Consider the following 17,487-nt stretch of genomic DNA (forward strand, 5'->3'; position numbering starts at 1 on the left):
TTATGGACATAAATGGCGCCATGATGAAAAAAATGATTTTATTCTAAAGATTTAATCACCTTTTGTACCATTTCTCCTACTTTGGAAGGCTCAAGCCAACGTGTTACAATTACCAGGTTGTGTTGTGGAGCTATCACAATAAAATTTCCTCCAAAACCAGCTGCATAATAGACCGTCTCTGGTATTCCAGCCCAATGCCTTGCTCCTTTTTTGTTAAGCCACCACATGTAGCCATAGTTTACATTGGCTTTAGAGGGAGTAGTAGCAGCTTTGATCCATTGGGGTGAAAATATTTGTTTTCCGTTCCAGTTGCCATTATTCAAAAACAATAAGCCAAAGCGTGCGTGATCCTCAGTATTGATAAATAAACCTCCACCTGAGTGGCCACCACCGCTTACTGATTGCACCTTGGCACCATCTACGTTTACCCACGAGTTGTCATAGCCAAACCAACGCCAGGTAGTAGAAGCGCCTATCTTATCCATGACCTTTTCTTTCAGTACCTGGGGCAGGGGCTTGCGCCAAACCTGAAGCAACGAATAAGCCAGCAGGTTTACCCTTACATCGTTGTATTTAAAGTGAGTGCCAGGTTCGTGCAATTTACGTCTTTGCCATTCATCTATGTTCCCAGTATTGGGTGGACGGTCTGCCCAGTCGTACCCTCCCCAAAGTTGCCCATACCAGTCAGATGATTGGGTAAGCAGGTGTGCCCAGGTTATTTTGGCGTTATGTTGTCCACTAAACTTTCCATCCCATACATATTGCGCTACCCGATCATCAAGTGATACTATCAGTTTTTCGTCTATAGCCAGTGCTGCTACTGTAGACAAATAACTTTTGGTTACACTAAAAGTCATATCTACCCGTTTGGTATCGCCCCATTGAGCAATCACATAGCCATTCTTTAAGATCATGCCTGTAGGAGCTCCTCGTTTTTTGACTGGTCCTAATATTTTGTGAAAAGGTTCACGGCGAAAGCCCTTCAAGATAGCTGTGCGTAAATCACGCGATCCTGAGTATTCATTGGCTTTGGCAAAGTTTACTGCCTCTTGTAGGCGTTGCTGGTTTACCTTCAGTTGTGCAGGCAATTTGCTTTGCCAGGTAGCCCCCCTTGGCGGGAAGTAATCGCTGTTTTGGGCTGTCAAATTACTCCCAAACAGCCCAAGTATACAGGTAAAAACAGCAATCAATAAGTTTTTTTCTTGAATTTTAGTCATTGTCCTTTTAGGTTTGAATAGTTTTATCAATCAAATCTATTCGATCATAAGTGCAATTGCTAATAACCAGTACTTTTAACAAAAGTTTATAAATCAGGTATGAAGCAGTGCCCCAAATAATCGCTACTTTTGTTTTTCAATGGTTTGTACAGTTTTAATAACTATCTGATTATCAGAGAATTAAATTTTTAGTAATTTTCGGATAAAATACTGAAAATCAATGTGTTAAATATTTGAAGTATTCGGTATTTCATTTTTTTTGAAAGGCTGTACGGACTATTGGTTTTTTAAAGTACATTAAATCAGACACATATATGAAATTGGACATATTGGCATTGGGGGTGCACCCTGACGACGTAGAGCTGGCGTGCAGTGGTACCGTTATTTCTCATATAAATAGGGGTAAAAAAGTGGGTATTGTAGATTTTACCAGGGGTGAATTGGGCACGCGAGGCACTGCCGAAACCCGCAAAGCAGAGTCTGAAGCTGCTTCTAAGATTTTGGGAGTAGAGGTGCGCGAAAACCTGGAAATGGCAGATGGTTTTTTTCAAAATGACAAAGCCCACCAACTAAAACTGATTACTGCACTGAGAAAGTTTCAGCCCGAAATAGTACTTGCCAATGCGTTAGATGATCGTCACTCTGACCACGGCAGAGCCGCCAAACTTACCATAGATGCTTGTTTTTATGCTGGATTGGTAAAAGTAGAAACCCGTGACGCACAAGGGAACATTCAGGCACCCTGGCGACCTCAACAAATTTACCATTATGTACAAGATCGTTATATGAAGCCTGATTTGATTGTTGATGTAACCCCATTTTGGGAGCAACGCATGGACGCAGTCAAAGCCTTTAAAACCCAGTTTTTTATTTCAGGCAATGAAGACAATGAACCCACCACTCCTATATCTACCCCCGACTTTATGCTTTTTCTGGAAGCCCGCGCCCGCGAGTTTGGACGCTTGATTGGGGTAAAGTATGGCGAGGGTTTTGTGAGCCGTACCCCGATAGGAGCCACCAATTTGTTTGAATTGAAATAGATGCAAAATGTGCATAATAGTTAGTTGAACCATCAGCGAAAGCTCATCATCGCTTAACAATTGCTCTCTATGAAAACCATTGCTTTTGTCATTTTACCCCAAGTACATATACTAGATCTTGCCGGACCTTTGCAAGTGTTTTATGAAGCCAAAAACGACTATCAGCAACCGTTTGATTTACAACAAGTAGCCCTTGCTCCAGAAGTGTCTATGGCTCAAGGACTTACCCTGAGTCACTTGGTACCCTATACCACGCTCAATTTGCAGAAAGGAGATTATATAATAATTGCGGGTATACATACTAGCGGTTTTCGTTCAGAAATATACCGGCAAGCCTCCTCTGCGTTTTTTGACTGGCTCAATGCTCAACATGCTCAAGGCGTAAAAATATGTTCGGTGTGTACCGGAGCATTTGTATTGGCGCAAGCTGGTTTGTTAGACGGTAAAAAATGCACTACCCATTGGAAAGCCTCTCAAGAACTCCATGATAAATTCCCAGCGGCTAAAGTGCAGTCTGACTGCTTGTATATTAAAGACCAACAGGTGTATACCAGTGCTGGAGTAGCTTCGGGTATCGACCTTGCCTTGTCTATTCTGGAAGAAGAAGCAGGGGCTTTGTTGGCGGCAAAAGTAGCCCGCGAAATTGTAGTGTACATGCGACGCAATGGTTTGGAGCAACAGCAAAGTATTTACCTGGATTATCGAACCCATTTGTATGAAGGAGTACACCGGGTGCAAGATTGGTTGGTGCAAAATCCAGAAAAAAAAAACAACCTCGAAGAATTGGCCGAAATGGCGCACATGAGTAGTCGTAACCTTACCCGTCTGTTTCGTAAAGCTACTGGAGTCAGTGTTCATGAGTTTGCTACTAAAATAAGGCTTGAGTTGGCAAAAAAACTGCTTAAAAACCCTGACCTCACCATTGAGGCAGTAGCTGCCCGGTGTGGTTTCAAAGATGCCCGTCAGTTGCGTCGTTTATGGCGTGAGCAGTTTGCCCAAAGCCCGCTCGAATGGAGAAGAGGAGAGCTGGTATAATTGGTATGGCTTATTTTGTCCGTTAAATGTCCTTTTGTCAAGTGTTTTATCGACCTATATTTGTGTCATTATCAATATTTAAACACTTTTTCGATGGACAACAAAAAATACAACGTAGGGATTTACCTGTTTGACGATGTAGAGGTACTGGATTTTGCCGGACCTTTTGAAGTATTTGCTGTTACGGCAGAACTATCAGACTATCAATATTTTGAAGTTTTCACTATAAGCGAAAGCGGACAACAAGTAAAGGCTCGGAACGGACTAAAAGTACAGCCCGACTACGGTTTTGATAATCACCCCAATATTGATGTCTTGATTGTTCCAGGGGGAATGGGTACCCGTGCAGTGCTTAACCACAAAAATGCGCTTGATTGGATAGCTAAAGTAGATACTACCACTCATATTACTATGTCGGTGTGTACTGGAGCGCTACTGTTGGCAAAACTGGGTTTGCTCAACAATCAACCAGCCACTACTCACCATACTACTTTTGATTTTTTGAGGAAAGTATCGCCCACTACTGAGGTGATAGAAAACCAACGTTTTGTAGACAATGGGCATGTGATGACTGCGGGAGGCATTGCCGCAGGCATCGATTTGTCGTTGTATGTAGTAGAAAAACTTTTTGGCAAAGAGGCAGTAATAAAAACCCAAAAAGAAATGGAGTATGGCGATTGGCGAGCGGCCACTGTGTAGTTAGTGAAGAGTTAGACCAATCAAGCTTGTTGACTTGCTACTAAAAAAGCTTACTGCCTAATTTGGATGTTTTTGGCTTTTATTGGAAATTTGATTCCGAAAATATTTCCTGTCAAATTGCTGTATAGATTCGTGTACAGCCTAAATAAAAAAAACTACATGAGACAAAATATAGTTGCTGGAAACTGGAAAATGAACAACACCCTTGATGAAGGACTCAAGCTTACCTCTGAGGTGGTAAACATGGTGCAAGACGAACTTACAAACAACAATGTACAAGTAATTTTGGGTTGCCCTTTTGTTCATTTGACTAGTGTGCAAAAGCTTACCAATGGTACCAAAGTAGCCTTAAGTGCGCAAAACTGCCACGAAGAAACCAAAGGAGCTTACACTGGAGAAATATCGGCAACTATGCTAAAGTCGGTACCTGTAGAGTATGTGATTATAGGGCACAGCGAGCGTCGACAATATTTTGGCGAAAGCCACCAAACCCTTGCTAAAAAAACCGATACTTTGTTGGCGCACAACCTCGCCCCAATTTTTTGTTGTGGCGAATCGTTAGACATCCGCGAAAAAGGCGAGCATGTAGTGTATGTGTGCAATCAGCTCAAGGACAGTTTGTTTCACCTAAGCGCCGAAGATTTTGCCAAGCTAGTAATTGCCTATGAGCCTATTTGGGCGATTGGTACTGGAGTAACTGCCTCTAACGAACAGGCGCAGGACATGCACCTTGCCATCAGAAACTTTATTGCTGATAAATATGGAAAAGAGGTTGCCGAAGGTACTTCTATCTTATATGGTGGAAGCGTGAAGCCTGGCAACGCCAAAGAACTCTTTGCCTGCCCCGATGTAGATGGAGGTTTGGTAGGAGGGGCTTCGCTCAAGTCGCGTGATTTTGTTGATATTGCCAAAAGTTTTTAAATAATTCCAGGCGGCAAGTCTTTGGGTACCAATGCATATCGGTATTTCAATTACTTGTCGCTTATCACTCAAATATTTTTGCTTACTACACCTCCCACCTTACCTTTACCAATGACAACTGCTCAGTTTCAAGCCGTTGATCAGTCAGTACTTGAAAACCATTTTTGATATAAAACTCAATAGGCGAAATGTATGTTTGCCCGTCTTTGCGTACATAATGGTGGTGGTCAATTACCCAGCCGTTGAGCACCTTGTTTTGCGCCTGAGCGTGTTGTAACAGTCCAGAACCAATGCCTTGTCCTTGTATGTCATCATTGAGCAACATAGCAAACCAGCGGTCATTGTGGCGGTCGAAAGTGATGAACCAACCTTTAATGATTGCTTGCTTGGTTTGCACCAGCCAATGTGTGGCATTGTGGAGTGGAGCAAGGTATTTTTCAAAACTTAAAATATTGCTATGTCCTATTTGGGCTGGGTATACCCTGTTCCATATTGTGCGAACTTGTTCTTTTTGTGTATCGTTTAGTGCTTTCGTAATCAAATATTGCATAAGTTTTAGAAAATGGGGTATCAATGCTCCACCGTTTTTTCAATGAAGCGTAGTTTAACTACAAATGAATCAACTTGAAGTAAAACTCAACCTTTACAGGCTTTATAAAAGAAACAAAATATACTACACCACAAAAAAAGGAAGAGCCTCGTAAGACCCTTCCTTATGTTTTATAGTTGTGCAGACTTCTAACTAACAAGTCTGTAATATATTGAAAATGAGTTTGTTAACTCCCTTTGGAACAGGGCGTAGCACCGATATACATCGGTATCTAAGGACTTGCGGCTTGTTGCTTGCCTCTAACTATAATACTATATACTAATAGCCACCACGGAACTGGTAAGTATCTGCTACTTTTTTCAAAGCTACTATATAAGCGGCAATACGCATAGGCACCTTGTACTCTAGCGAAGTAGCATATACGCGTTCAAAAGCTTCTTTCATAATGCGGTCGCTACGGCGTTTGATACGCTCAGCTGTCCATTTATAGCCTAGTCGGTTTTGTACCCACTCAAAGTAAGATACAGATACCCCACCTGCATTTGCCAAAATATCGGGTACGGCAAGAATACCTTTTTCGTTGATGATTTTATCTGCTTTTGCCGAAGTAGGTCCATTGGCACCTTCTACAATCATTTTGGCTTTGATTTTGGGTGCATTGGTTTCTACAATTACATCCTCCATAGCCGCAGGTACCAATACGTCTACTTCTAATGTAAGCAAATCTGCGGGATCAATTTTTTCTCCCCCTTTAAAACCCGCCAAAGAACGGTTGTTCTCTTCGGTATGCTTCATGGCTGCCTTGATGTCTATGCCTTTCTCGTTGTAATAAGCGCCTGTTACATCACTGATTGCCACCACTTTTACCCCGCGCTCGTGTAGTAAACGGGCAGCATGTGAACCTACATTACCAAAACCTTGTACAGCACAAGTGGCGTGGTATGGGTTTATCCGTAGTTTTTCCATGCCTACCAAAGCACACACCATTACTCCGCGTCCGGTAGCTTCTACTCTACCTTCTGAACCACCCAATACCAATGGTTTACCTGTCACTACCGAGTGTACAGTCATACCATTTGCTTTTGAGTATTCGTCCATCAACCACGCCATTTCGCGAGGACCAGTACCCATGTCAGGAGCAGGAATGTCTCGGTCGGGACCAAAAACGCCCAGCATAGTTTGAGTATAGGTACGCATTAAGCGCTCTAACTCACCCGCTGACATTTCGCGGGGATTGCAGGTTACGCCTCCTTTGGCACCTCCATAAGGAATATCTACCACAGCACATTTCCAGGTCATCCAGGCAGCCAGTGCTTTTACCTCGTTGAGGTTTACACCAGGGTCAAAACGAAGCCCTCCTTTGGCTGGACCTAAAATATTGGAGTGAATTACGCGATAGCCTTCAAATATTTTGATTTTGCCGTTATCCATTGTTACTGGCAGACCAACCACTACTTGTTTGGCAGGTACTTTCAGAATGTCGTACATTTCTTCATCGAAACCCAACAATTCAAATGCTGTATTGAATCGTTGCATCATCGATTCTAATGGATTCTCGGTGTCTGTTATAGGAGCGGGCTCAATGTAAGCCATAAGCTATGTATTTTTGTTGTATATATATATGAATTATTATTTGAGTCGGTATTCACCTGTAATCTCAATGCCTGATGTATTACTTTTCAAACCTTTATTTAGAAATAATTTTGTTTGAGAATGAGACACTTCATTACAAGTAATACCGGTGTTTCTCAATGAGCGGCAAAGTTACAGGATTCGCTTTGTAAATATAATTTTTTATTAAAATATTTGCAGAAAAGCAACAATAAAAGGAATAGCCATTAATAGGGCATCAAATCGGTCTAAAAAGCCTCCGTGACCAGGTATGGTGCTGCCCGAATCTTTGATATGAATGCTTCGTTTAAACATAGATTCTATTAGATCGCCAGAGGTACCCGCCAGAATAACAATGACCACTATACCGAGCCATTGCCAGGCTTGTAAACCGTTGAAAATAAATGATAACAATATAGCCACAAGTAAGGCTGTAACCATTCCGCCTATGCTTCCTTCCCAGGTTTTTTTGGGTGAAATGCGTGGAAACAAGGAGTGTTTGCCAAAAGCCTTACCAGTAAAATACGCTCCAATATCGTTTGCCCAAATCAAAAACAACACTCCTAATACATTGGTAGGACTATATTTGCCAGGGACATAAAAAGCCACAAAATGCAGCAAAGCAAAAGGAACCGCAATGTACATAATGCCCAAAAACCACCAGCCCAAATCTTGAAAAGGGGTGGGATTGTTTTTGCGGTAAAGCTCTAGTAAAAAAGCAGCAAATAATGCCGGGAAAACCAGAATGTAAAACTTGACTGCCGCCACTGGCAGCGGGTTGTAAAAGTAGAGGAAAATAAGCACGTTGGTGGCAGCCCCCAGTACAATGCCGTAAATTTGTAAGTCTTGTTTTTTACGCAGACCAGTTAATTGATAAAACTCGCGTTGGGTAATCAGGGAAATAAGCAAAAATATACTAAAATAACTCCACGGGTGCCAAAACAAAGCACCTAAAATAATCCCTAATCCGGCAAGCCCGGCTATTACTCTTTGTTTTAACTCTGCACTTCCCTTTTTGGTGTTTTGATCAGTTTTCACTGAATTTTCTTCATTCATTGGGTTAGTTGTTTTCTCCTGCGTAATGTATGTCCTCTTGGTTTTGGGTGGAAGGTACTTTCAATGTTTGTGTATACAATAACCACAACAAAGCCGCTGAGCCAATCAGCGAAAGCACCACCCAAAGAGTAGAGTAGTTGATAGTTTGAATATCAAAAGAAACGACTTTTTGCTTGTAAAGATAAATCATCAATAAGGTAAAGGCATTATTGAGGAAGTGTGCCAGCACAGGTAGCCACAAATTGCCCGACCAGTAATAAATGTACCCAAACAATACCCCCAGCAACATACGTGGTACCAAGCCATAAAACTGTAGGTGGAGGGCACTAAACAAAAAAGCGCTCAACCATATTGCCAGATGGGGGCTCATAAGGTAAGAAAATTTTTTCTGGATTAACCCCCGAAAGATAAGTTCTTCACCAATGCCAGGCAACAAAGCAATAATAAACGTGGCAATCAAAAGCTCAGGCAGGCTACCTATGTTGGTCAGGAAAGCGGTGAGTTTGGCAAGTTGTTCTTCTTTGGCTTTGGCAGCTTGTTCAAACTCTGACAAAAAAGCGGGGAGTTCCAGGTTGGCGTTCCAATGAATCACTGATGACATAAAGGGCATAACTACTAACACAATGACCAAGGCAAGTATAAGGGGAATCAGCGAAGTTTTGCGTTCGTTGAGGCTGGCGATGCTTTTGTGCTCAAACCACCGCAAGTACGCCCAAGGCACCAGAATAAATCCTATCAATGCTGTAATTCCCTGCAAAGCCAGAATCAGCATTCTACCTTCAGTATTGTTGGGAGGGTTGCTGATAAAGTTGGTCATTCCGGCAAAGGTGAGATTGTCATAAAAAGGCAAAATAGCCAAAAATGCCAGCAATGGACCTATTAAAAATAAACCGATGAATAAGCACCCAGTGAGTATCAATAGTTGTGATACAACAGCAGATCTGGAGGTTACTTCAGATTGGTCAAGCATATTAATTTATGTTTTGTCTTCGGTTGCCTGTAAGGTATACCTAAGTTTTAAGTACGATTTCTCGTTTAAAAGCGGTAAATTTACAGCAAAAATGGTGATTAATAACAGTTTATGTGTAATTAAATATTGCCAAAAAACTTCTGGTGATTATTAAACATACTATGATAAAAAAACAATTAAGCTTTATTTTCTTTTGTTTGGTTTACCTAACAATACCAACAAGGGCGCAACAATCGGCCTGTGAACTATTAAATAAAGGCATCACTTATTATCAAAACAATCAGGCAGATAGCGCAGTAATTGTATGGCAACAGGTAGTCAAAAATTATCCTGACACTACCAGTTGTTATGGTAGGTGTTATCACAATATTCCTTTTGCTTATCTCAAACTTAAACAAAATGATAAAGCAAAAGAATGGTTTCAGAAAATTATCGATTCAAAGCTGAATGATCGTGATGAAGGTACCCATATTATGGAACCTTATGCCAACTACAAACATAATGCTTGCATGAAAATGGCGATGTTGTTGTTCGAAGAAGACAAGTTTGACCAAATGTTACGTTTTCTCAAACTAGCCGAAACCAAACATAAATACCAAGCCGTTAGTGGTACATCGTTTGAAAAACGCGCTGTAAGTATTGCTTACCATAGAGTGAGGGCTTGGAAGGCAAAGAAAAATGACAAAGAAGCGTTGTTTGTAATGGTGGAGAAGATGTTAGACACGGATATATTTTTTAGAGCTCCTGACGTAGGTTCTATTACTTACCTTGATTTTTACAGGTATTTCCACCCAAAACTAAAACCTTTGGTAAAGGAGTTATATGGTTATGAGAAGTTTGTCAAACAACTTAAGGACGCCATCGAAACGCTTAGGGTAAAAGAGGTAACAATAGGCAAAGAAAAGGAAAAAGCAAAACTTGCTACTTTTACTTTCGATGGGCGTGTGTTCTCTATAGGTTCATCAAACGATGAATATACTGAGGCAGACTTCAAAAAAAGGCTGTTGGATAATTCACTATTTGATGTACTAAAAGAAAAAGATTAATTAATTTTTAAGTGTAGAAAATTGGTAAAAATAGGAAATATAGAAGTAGGTGAGTTCCCGTTGTTGTTGGCACCTATGGAAGACGTAAGCGATCCTCCATTTAGGGCTGCTTGCAAGCAAAACGGAGCGGATGTAATGTATACGGAGTTTATAGCCGCTGAAGGTTTGATTCGCGATGCGCATAAGAGTGTACAAAAGCTGGATATTTATGACTATGAGCGCCCCATTGGTATTCAAATATTTGGGGCTAATATAGAGTCTATGCGGTTGGCAGCTGACATAGTGGAGCGTACCCAACCCGAAATATTGGATATAAACTATGGTTGTCCGGTAAAAAAAGTAGCCTGTAAAGGGGCTGGTGCAGGTATTTTGCAGGACTTGCCCAAGATGCAAAAAATGACCGAGGAGATTGTAAAACGAGTGAAACTTCCGGTAACGGTAAAAACCCGTCTGGGCTGGGACGATAGCTCAATTAAAATAATGGAGGTGGCAAAGCGCCTGCAAGATGTAGGCATCAAAGCTTTGAGCATTCATGGGCGTACCCGCAAACAAATGTATAAAGGCGAAGCCAACTGGGAACCTATCGCTGAGGTAAAGAATAACCCGGATATTCATATTCCTATTTTTGGAAATGGTGACATTGACACCCCCGAAAAGGCATTAGAATACAAAAATCGTTATGGGGTAGACGGCATTATGATTGGACGTGCCGCCATTGGCTACCCCTGGATTTTTAACGAAATAAAACACTATATGGCAACAGGCAAAAAACTAGCTCCTCCTACTCTGGAGCAGCGGGTAGCAGTTTGTCACCAACATCTGGTACATTCGGTAGAGTGGAAAGGCGAAAAACAAGGGGTTTTTGAAATGCGCCGCCATTATACCAACTATTTCAGAGGCTTTCATGGGTTCAAGCCTTTCCGTACTCGCCTGGTAGAAGCTGGTTCTCCACAAGAGGTCATTGATATTTTGGGCGAAGTAGGTGTACATTATGCCAATAAAGTATTGGTGTAATAACTCCTCAAAAAGTAAATAATAAGTAAAAGCCCCCTGAGCCAAGGAATGGTACCAAAATAAATTTACATTCTTAACCTCATCTTTTGAGGCTATACTTTGTTAAAAAATAGCCGAATAGCGATGCTATTAGCCGACCATCCCTCAAGCTCGCTCAATATCCACTAGGACAGGCATTTGTTTTTTAATAATCGAGTAATAGCGGTTGCGTCAGCTGGACTCAGCCTTAGTTTGTTGCCGTTAAGAATCTGTGAAACGAAGCCGTAAAAACTGATCACTGTTTGAGCGAAGCGAGTTTGAGCAGTTTCGGCGTAGTGGAGCAGATTTAGGCAAAACAAACTACAGCTGCGGGTTTTTTGGTTACTTTTTTACCTGTAGAAAAAAGTAACGGTTCACCGATATTCTAATCAATCATTACACAAGTGTGTTTAATGATTGACAACTTTTTAATAGAAAAATCACTTTATAATTATTAAATACCAGTTGTCGCTCCTACTGGATATTGCCGTGCCGCGTCTAGCAACAAAATATTTTATTAAACTATAGAAATTTATTTTTACACCATTCCTAAGCTAGTTCAGGGGGCTTTCAGTTGAAAACTTGCTTAAGTTTTTTATACTGCTAAATCGTCTTCTATTGACTCTTCTTTGTTTTCGCTTTTTCTTTCAAGCAGCGCAAACCCAAATGTCAACACTCCTACTCTTCCTATAAACATCAACATTATAGTCAATACTTTTCCCATATTAGACAAGTCCCCTGTAATTCCTGTACTTAACCCTACTGTTCCCAAAGCAGAAGCTACTTCAAAGAGGATTCTTTGAAATTCGAAACTCTCGGTGAATGTGAGCAAAAACGTAAACAAGAAAATAATAATGGTGTACATCATGAAAGTGGATGTAGCCACATATAGCCGTTCGAAAGGAATGGTTCTGTTCAAAAAGGAAATACGTTTCTGTCCAAACAATCTACTTTTGAGTATAGAAATCATCGCCGTTAAAGTAGTTATTTTCATGCCACCCGCTGTTCCCGAAGGTGAGGCACCTATGTACATTAAAAAAGTAACAAACAACAGTATGGGCAGGCTTAAATTACCCGTCGAAATAGTATTAAAACCAACGGTTGTCATAGCAGTCATTGCCTGAAAGAATGATTCAACCAAGCGAGAGTCGGAGGTGCGAACGGAAGGTTCGGTAAAGTAAACCAAAGTAGTACCCAAAAACAGCAGTATCACAAAACCATAAGTAATTATTTTAGTAGTAAATGAAACACTTTTCGATTTTCCTGTAATTCTGTACCACAGGTCTGTAATTACTATAAAACCAAGCGAACCAGCTATAGCTAATACTGAGATAATTGTATTAATGAGGGCATTGCTGCTATAGCTCTCAAAACTATTGTTAAATAAGCCAAAGCCGGCGGTACAAAAGGCAGATACACTGTGGAATATTGAAAACCAAACGGCTTTCAAGGTCTCCATTCCTGTTTGTTTGAAAGCAATGAAGAAACCAATTGCTCCTATAACCTCCATGATAAGTGTAAACACAATCACACTTTTGATAAAATCTTGGATTTTAATAGTTTTTGGCAAGGTAAACTCCGCCCCTACTATTTTTTTATGCCAATGACCAATTTTTTGTGTGGTAAACAGCAAATAGTAGGTGGTGAGGGTCATATATCCAATGCCGCCAATTTGAAAGAGCACCATTACGATCAACTGTCCAAAAAAATTGTAAGAATCATACACACTGACAGTAACCAACCCTGTGGTAGAAATGGCAGAGGTAGAAATGAACAAAGTGTCGAGGAAACTGACACTTGTTTTGTGAAATATCGGAATTGATAGAAGTAAAAATCCTATGACAGTATATAGAAAGAAACCCCAAACTAAATTCATCTGAGGTGATTTACTTACTTGAAATTTTTTGTACCAGGAAAGTATTTTGTAGAAGATGTTCTTATGCTTTGTCATTATTGTTTTCAGATAGCGTATAACAATTAGGTATAACTATTAAAACAACTATATTCTCTTGAACTTGTTTCAAGCTTTCTCTAGTGCTAGATTAGAGCTTGTTTAAGTTTCGCATTTAGTGTGATTTCTGATGGGTTTTTGTTCTCAGGTTCATTAAGTTGAGCGAAATCGAGTTTATAAATTCTCTGAATTAAGTTCGAAAAACGCTGCTTTAACAATATATGAAGGCAAAAATTACGTAAAGTGTTTATTTAGTAGATAAACTTTAAACAAGCTCTTAATAAAACCTATACTGGCGGTTCGTTGTAGTATTTTAGTGAGCACATTCTTGGTAGGGTGTATTTAAACTTTTATTCCAAATAAAGTTACATCATCCCGTTGATCAGCATCTTGTTGATGGTTTACCAGCATTTGTGCAAAAAAATCTTTTTGTTTAGTCATAGAATACTGACTCTGTTGCTTTAACATTTGCTCAAACCTTCGGTTACCCAAACTTTTTCGTTGAGGACTGGGTGTATCAACAAAACCGTCAGTGGATAAGTAAATACAATCATTCTTTTGTAAAATAGCTTCTTGTTTTATAAAACACCTATTATCTTTTGACCACCCCGCAATAGATTGTTTATCCCCCTTAAATTTATGAAATTCACCATTTGTTAAATAAAACAAAGGTCTTTTAGCACCTGCGTATTGTAGTGCTACCTGTTGGTCATTACCGTCAGGCTGGTAGTCTAACCTACACAGGCAAACATCCATTCCATCCTGGTTGTGACCAGACTGTTGTCTCAATGCCTTTTTTACTTTAAAATGCAGTACTTCAAGCACCTTATTTACATCAAAGATACGTTCTTCGTTAACTATTTCATTTAAAAGTGTACTACCCACCATAGACATAAAGGCGCCTGGTACCCCATGACCAGTACAATCTACCACAGCTATAAATACCTTGTTCTCGATATAACTCATCCAGTAAAAATCTCCGGATACAATATCTTTAGGACGGTGGATGATAAACCATTCATTGAATACCTGGTTAATATCCTCAACAGTGGGTAACACTGCTTTTTGTATCGTTTGGGCGTAAGTAATACTGGATGTAATCAAGTCATTTTTTCTTTTTAAGAGCTGATTTTTTTCACCCAAAATTTCTTGGGTAGTCAATAGTTCCTCCAGGTTTTGTCTTAGCTCTTCCCCTTGGGTTTCTAAAGCTTCATTTTGTTCTACTGTTTCGTATAGCAACACCTGGGCTTGTTCTTGGGCTTTTTGCAAGTTCTCAGAAAATATCCATACCATAGCAGTAAATAAGCCAAATACCACCACTACTACCACCCAACGGATGTACTGTAGTGCTTCTGCTGGCAACACTAAGGGTTTCATTAATAAAGAACATATAGAGGATTCCAGGATAGCAAATGCGATAAAAGGTATAAAAAAAGCTATTTGAGTATATTTTTTTTCTTGGCGGGTAAACAACATTATGGCCAAACCAATTAATAAGATTAAAAAGAAGTGAATATCGGTGGAGGGACCAAGTAAATTGCTAAAAAAGACAAATATGAAAGAGAGTATAACAATTAAGTATAATTTAGCTGCCAAATACTTTTTGAAGTAATTCAATAATAAAACAACCAGTATTGTACAATTCGCAATATTTATAAAAATCAACACATCCAGTTGCCCTGAAAGCTTATAAAAAAAATAGCCAAGTATATAGCCCGCCAAATGATGAAAAAAAGCAAAAGCATTGCTTAGCTGGATTTTACGGTTTACAATATCTTGATTTTCTGGCGAAACCCCTATATTAAACACTTGATTGAACCAGTTTGAATTTTTGGGCATAACATCTCTTTTTTAGAAATAAAAGTAATGGTATAACTAAACATACCACATATGTGCTTGAACTCTTGGGTGCTTGGTTAGGTATGGAGGTGTAAATTTTCAAGGTGAATGACCTTAAATATCTGATTAAAAACACAACCTTGTCAACCATAAAATGTATGATAAGGTCAGTTTAGTCAAGTGTGCCTTACGATCTGTGCTGTCAATATTTTTTGAGAAAATAAAACACGCTGACTATCAGTTTTTTATGATTTACTTATGGTAGTTGTTGAGTGGTAGTATTGATAGTAAAAGATATGATGAATGGAAGGAAATGTAGTATTCATATAATACTTTTTTTCAAGAATAAAGTTGTTCTTTTTCTCTTTTATTTAAGAAGTTGCCTCAATTTTTAGTAATGAAGTACAAATAACTCATTTTATTACATATCTAAACAAATCATCAGTTTTAATATGAGTATAGTGTTTTTGCTTTTGCTAACAGTTTTTTATGGCTTGATTAAACTGAGTGAAAATAACCTTTAATAAAAAATATTTTCCAGCTTCTACTCCTTTTTATTTCTTTCGGTGTCTTAGAAGTGAATTTGAAAAACTATTTTACTCACGACAATAATTCTTTAAAAAATATGAATACGAACAAAAAAACTATACTCACCTTAGCCATTCTGTTTAGCTTGATGGTCAGTAGTTGGGCAACCGACAAGGAAAAGGCAATCAAATCGAAAATCAAAGAAGTTACCGTGTTTTTGAACCGCGCCCAAGTAACCAACACTGCACAGGTGTATTTGCCTGCGGGTAAAACCCTGTTGGTATTTGAAGGTCTGTCAACCAAGCTTGCCAAGCAAAGCCTGCAAGTATCAGCCAAGGGCAACCTCACCATTATGTCGGTCAAGCACCGCATCAATTACTTAAAAAGTTTTAGCAAGGCGCGCCGCATCAAACAGCTGGAAGACTCACTGGAGTATTACCAAGACCGCATTGCCAGGGTAGACATTGAAAAAGAGGTGCTGAACAGTGAAGAAAAAATGATTCTTGCCAATAAGAAAATGGGAGGGCAAAAGGGGGTTTCGGCAACCGAACTTGCCGAGATGGCGACTTTTTATCGCAAACGTTTGTCTGAAATTCGTTTTGCTGTATTGCGTCACAACAAAGTTTTACGCAAGTATCGCCAACAAAAAAATAAAATTAAATACCAGCTCCGCATAGAAAACAAAAACGCCAACAAACCCACTAGTGAGGTAATGGTTACTGTATCGGCCAAAAGTGCAATAAACGCTAACTTTGAGCTGAATTACATAGTAATGAATGCCGGCTGGAGACCTATTTATGACTTGCGTGCCAAAGACAGCAAAAGCCCAATTCAGTTGAGCTACAAGGCAGAAGTTTTCCAAAACACGGGCATCGACTGGAAAAATGTAGACATTACGCTCTCTACGGGCAACCCTACCCAAAGTGGTTACAAGCCCAGCCTAAACCCCTGGTACGTAAACTTATATTACCCTCGTCCGGTAAAAGTAAACGACTACCTGAAAGGTAGAGCTGCTGGAATAAGTGTAACCAGAGAACAAAAAAAGAGCATCAATGCAAACGAACTCCCTCCACCGCCTCCAAGAGCAATGAAACCAAAGAGCAAAACTGTGGCAGATTTTACTAAAGTGATAGAGTCTACCTTTGCCACCAAGTTTGACATTTCTATACCTTATAGTATTCCGTCTAATGGTAAGCCGCAACTCGTGGATGTAAAAAGCCACACCCTGAAAACTATCTACAACCGTAGCGCAGTGCCTAAACTGGACAAAGACGCGTTTTTGATGGCACGCTTGGTCGATTGGGAGAAGTTTAACCTGCTTTCGGGCAAAGCCAACATCTATTTTGAAGGAACTTTTGTGGGCGAAACCTACCTGAATGCCAATAATACCAAAGATACGCTGGCTATTTCGCTGGGGCGTGATAAGCGAATTATTATTGACCGTAAGCAAGTAAAGGAGTTTAGCAGCAAAAAGTTTTTTGGGTCTAAAATAAAACAAACCTATGGCTATGAGATTATGGTGAGAAATACCAAAAACGAACAAGTGGAGTTGGTGATAGAAGAGCAGATTCCGGTATCTAAAAACAACAAGGTAACGGTAGAACTACTAGAAGCCAAAGGCGCCAAAGTAAACCCAACTACAGGTAAGGTGACCTGGAAGTTAACTTTACAACCCAAGCAAGCCACCAAGGTATTGCTCAAGTATAGCATCAAATACCCCAAGGGTAAACAAATTAGTTTTTGGGGATAATGAAGTAGCAAGCTACAAGAATAATTGGAGGGAAAAAGCGTGTTTGGTAAGGGCACGCTTTTTTATTTACATATTTTTTTAAATTATTTTTAGAATATTCAAGTCATTGTTTATCAATTGTTTAAAGGCTTTTTGTTCTTTGTAAAACCAACAATAGTCAAAGTCTGAAAGCGAATGATTCAAAGCTTGTTAGCATCACCTACTCCCTTTTGGTATTGCCCCTGTCCTACAAATGAATTTAA

14 protein-coding genes are annotated in these 17,487 nt (G+C 39.7%); 7 read left to right on the forward strand and 7 right to left on the reverse strand.

Features of this window, described 5'->3' with window-relative positions:
* Positions 1-38: 38 nt before the first annotated feature.
* Positions 39-1,217, reverse strand: a complete 1,179-nt coding sequence (locus tag Q0954_RS09255; RefSeq protein WP_299456111.1) for a serine hydrolase — start codon at positions 1,215-1,217, stop codon at positions 39-41.
* 314 nt (positions 1,218-1,531) lie between these two features.
* Between Q0954_RS09255 and bshB1 the strand changes: the two genes are divergently transcribed.
* The 4 genes from bshB1 (at position 1,532) to tpiA (ending at position 4,912) form a co-directional block, all read left to right on the forward strand.
* Positions 1,532-2,257, forward strand: a complete 726-nt coding sequence (gene bshB1, locus Q0954_RS09260; RefSeq protein WP_299456113.1) for a bacillithiol biosynthesis deacetylase BshB1 — start codon at positions 1,532-1,534, stop codon at positions 2,255-2,257.
* Positions 2,258-2,326: 69 nt separating this feature from the next.
* The gene (locus Q0954_RS09265) at positions 2,327-3,292 is read left to right on the forward strand and encodes a GlxA family transcriptional regulator (RefSeq protein ID WP_299456115.1); all 966 of its coding nucleotides are present in this window, start codon (positions 2,327-2,329) and stop codon (positions 3,290-3,292) included.
* A gap of 93 nt (positions 3,293-3,385) precedes the next feature.
* Positions 3,386-3,991, forward strand: coding sequence for a DJ-1/PfpI family protein (locus Q0954_RS09270; protein WP_299456117.1), 606 nt, complete (start codon positions 3,386-3,388; stop codon positions 3,989-3,991).
* Between the two features lie 159 nt (positions 3,992-4,150).
* The gene (gene tpiA / locus Q0954_RS09275; RefSeq protein ID WP_299456119.1) at positions 4,151-4,912 is read left to right on the forward strand and encodes a triose-phosphate isomerase; all 762 of its coding nucleotides are present in this window, start codon (positions 4,151-4,153) and stop codon (positions 4,910-4,912) included.
* An 85-nt stretch (positions 4,913-4,997) separates the two neighbouring features.
* On the opposite strand, the gene Q0954_RS09280 is transcribed toward tpiA, so the two are convergent.
* The 4 genes from Q0954_RS09280 to Q0954_RS09295 form a co-directional block, all read right to left on the reverse strand.
* Positions 4,998-5,462 (reverse strand): GNAT family N-acetyltransferase, encoded by a 465-nt coding sequence (locus tag Q0954_RS09280; RefSeq protein WP_299456121.1) that lies wholly within the window; start codon positions 5,460-5,462, stop codon positions 4,998-5,000.
* A gap of 318 nt (positions 5,463-5,780) precedes the next feature.
* On the reverse strand, positions 5,781-7,055 hold the full coding sequence (locus tag Q0954_RS09285) for a Glu/Leu/Phe/Val dehydrogenase (RefSeq protein ID WP_299456123.1): 1,275 nt from the start codon (positions 7,053-7,055) through the stop codon (positions 5,781-5,783).
* 204 nt (positions 7,056-7,259) lie between these two features.
* Positions 7,260-8,129: a phosphatidate cytidylyltransferase gene (locus Q0954_RS09290; RefSeq protein ID WP_299456125.1), complete on the reverse strand. Its 870-nt coding sequence runs from the start codon at positions 8,127-8,129 to the stop codon at positions 7,260-7,262.
* A 4-nt stretch (positions 8,130-8,133) separates the two neighbouring features.
* Complete coding sequence (locus tag Q0954_RS09295) at positions 8,134-9,099, reverse strand: CPBP family intramembrane glutamic endopeptidase (RefSeq protein ID WP_299456127.1); 966 nt, start codon at positions 9,097-9,099, stop codon at positions 8,134-8,136.
* Positions 9,100-9,260: 161 nt separating this feature from the next.
* On the opposite strand from Q0954_RS09295, the gene Q0954_RS09300 reads away from it, so the two are divergent.
* On the forward strand, positions 9,261-10,145 hold the full coding sequence (locus Q0954_RS09300) for a tetratricopeptide repeat protein (protein ID WP_299456128.1): 885 nt from the start codon (positions 9,261-9,263) through the stop codon (positions 10,143-10,145).
* 21 nt (positions 10,146-10,166) lie between these two features.
* Positions 10,167-11,159, forward strand: coding sequence for a tRNA dihydrouridine synthase DusB (gene dusB / locus Q0954_RS09305; RefSeq protein WP_299456129.1), 993 nt, complete (start codon positions 10,167-10,169; stop codon positions 11,157-11,159).
* Between the two features lie 613 nt (positions 11,160-11,772).
* On the opposite strand, the gene Q0954_RS09310 is transcribed toward dusB, so the two are convergent.
* Both Q0954_RS09310 and Q0954_RS09315 read right to left on the reverse strand, forming a co-directional pair.
* A complete protein-coding gene (locus Q0954_RS09310; protein WP_299456130.1) occupies positions 11,773-13,053 on the reverse strand; it encodes a TrkH family potassium uptake protein in 1,281 nt (426 codons plus the stop codon).
* A gap of 417 nt (positions 13,054-13,470) precedes the next feature.
* Positions 13,471-14,967 (reverse strand): SpoIIE family protein phosphatase, encoded by a 1,497-nt coding sequence (locus tag Q0954_RS09315; protein ID WP_299456132.1) that lies wholly within the window; start codon positions 14,965-14,967, stop codon positions 13,471-13,473.
* Positions 14,968-15,592: 625 nt separating this feature from the next.
* Between Q0954_RS09315 and Q0954_RS09320 the strand changes: the two genes are divergently transcribed.
* Entirely contained in the window at positions 15,593-17,245 is a 1,653-nt protein-coding gene (locus Q0954_RS09320; protein ID WP_299456133.1) for a DUF4139 domain-containing protein, read from the forward strand.
* Positions 17,246-17,487 lie beyond the last annotated feature (242 nt).

The organism is uncultured Microscilla sp. (assembly GCF_947493425.1).
Lineage (GTDB): Bacteria > Bacteroidota > Bacteroidia > Cytophagales > Microscillaceae > Microscilla.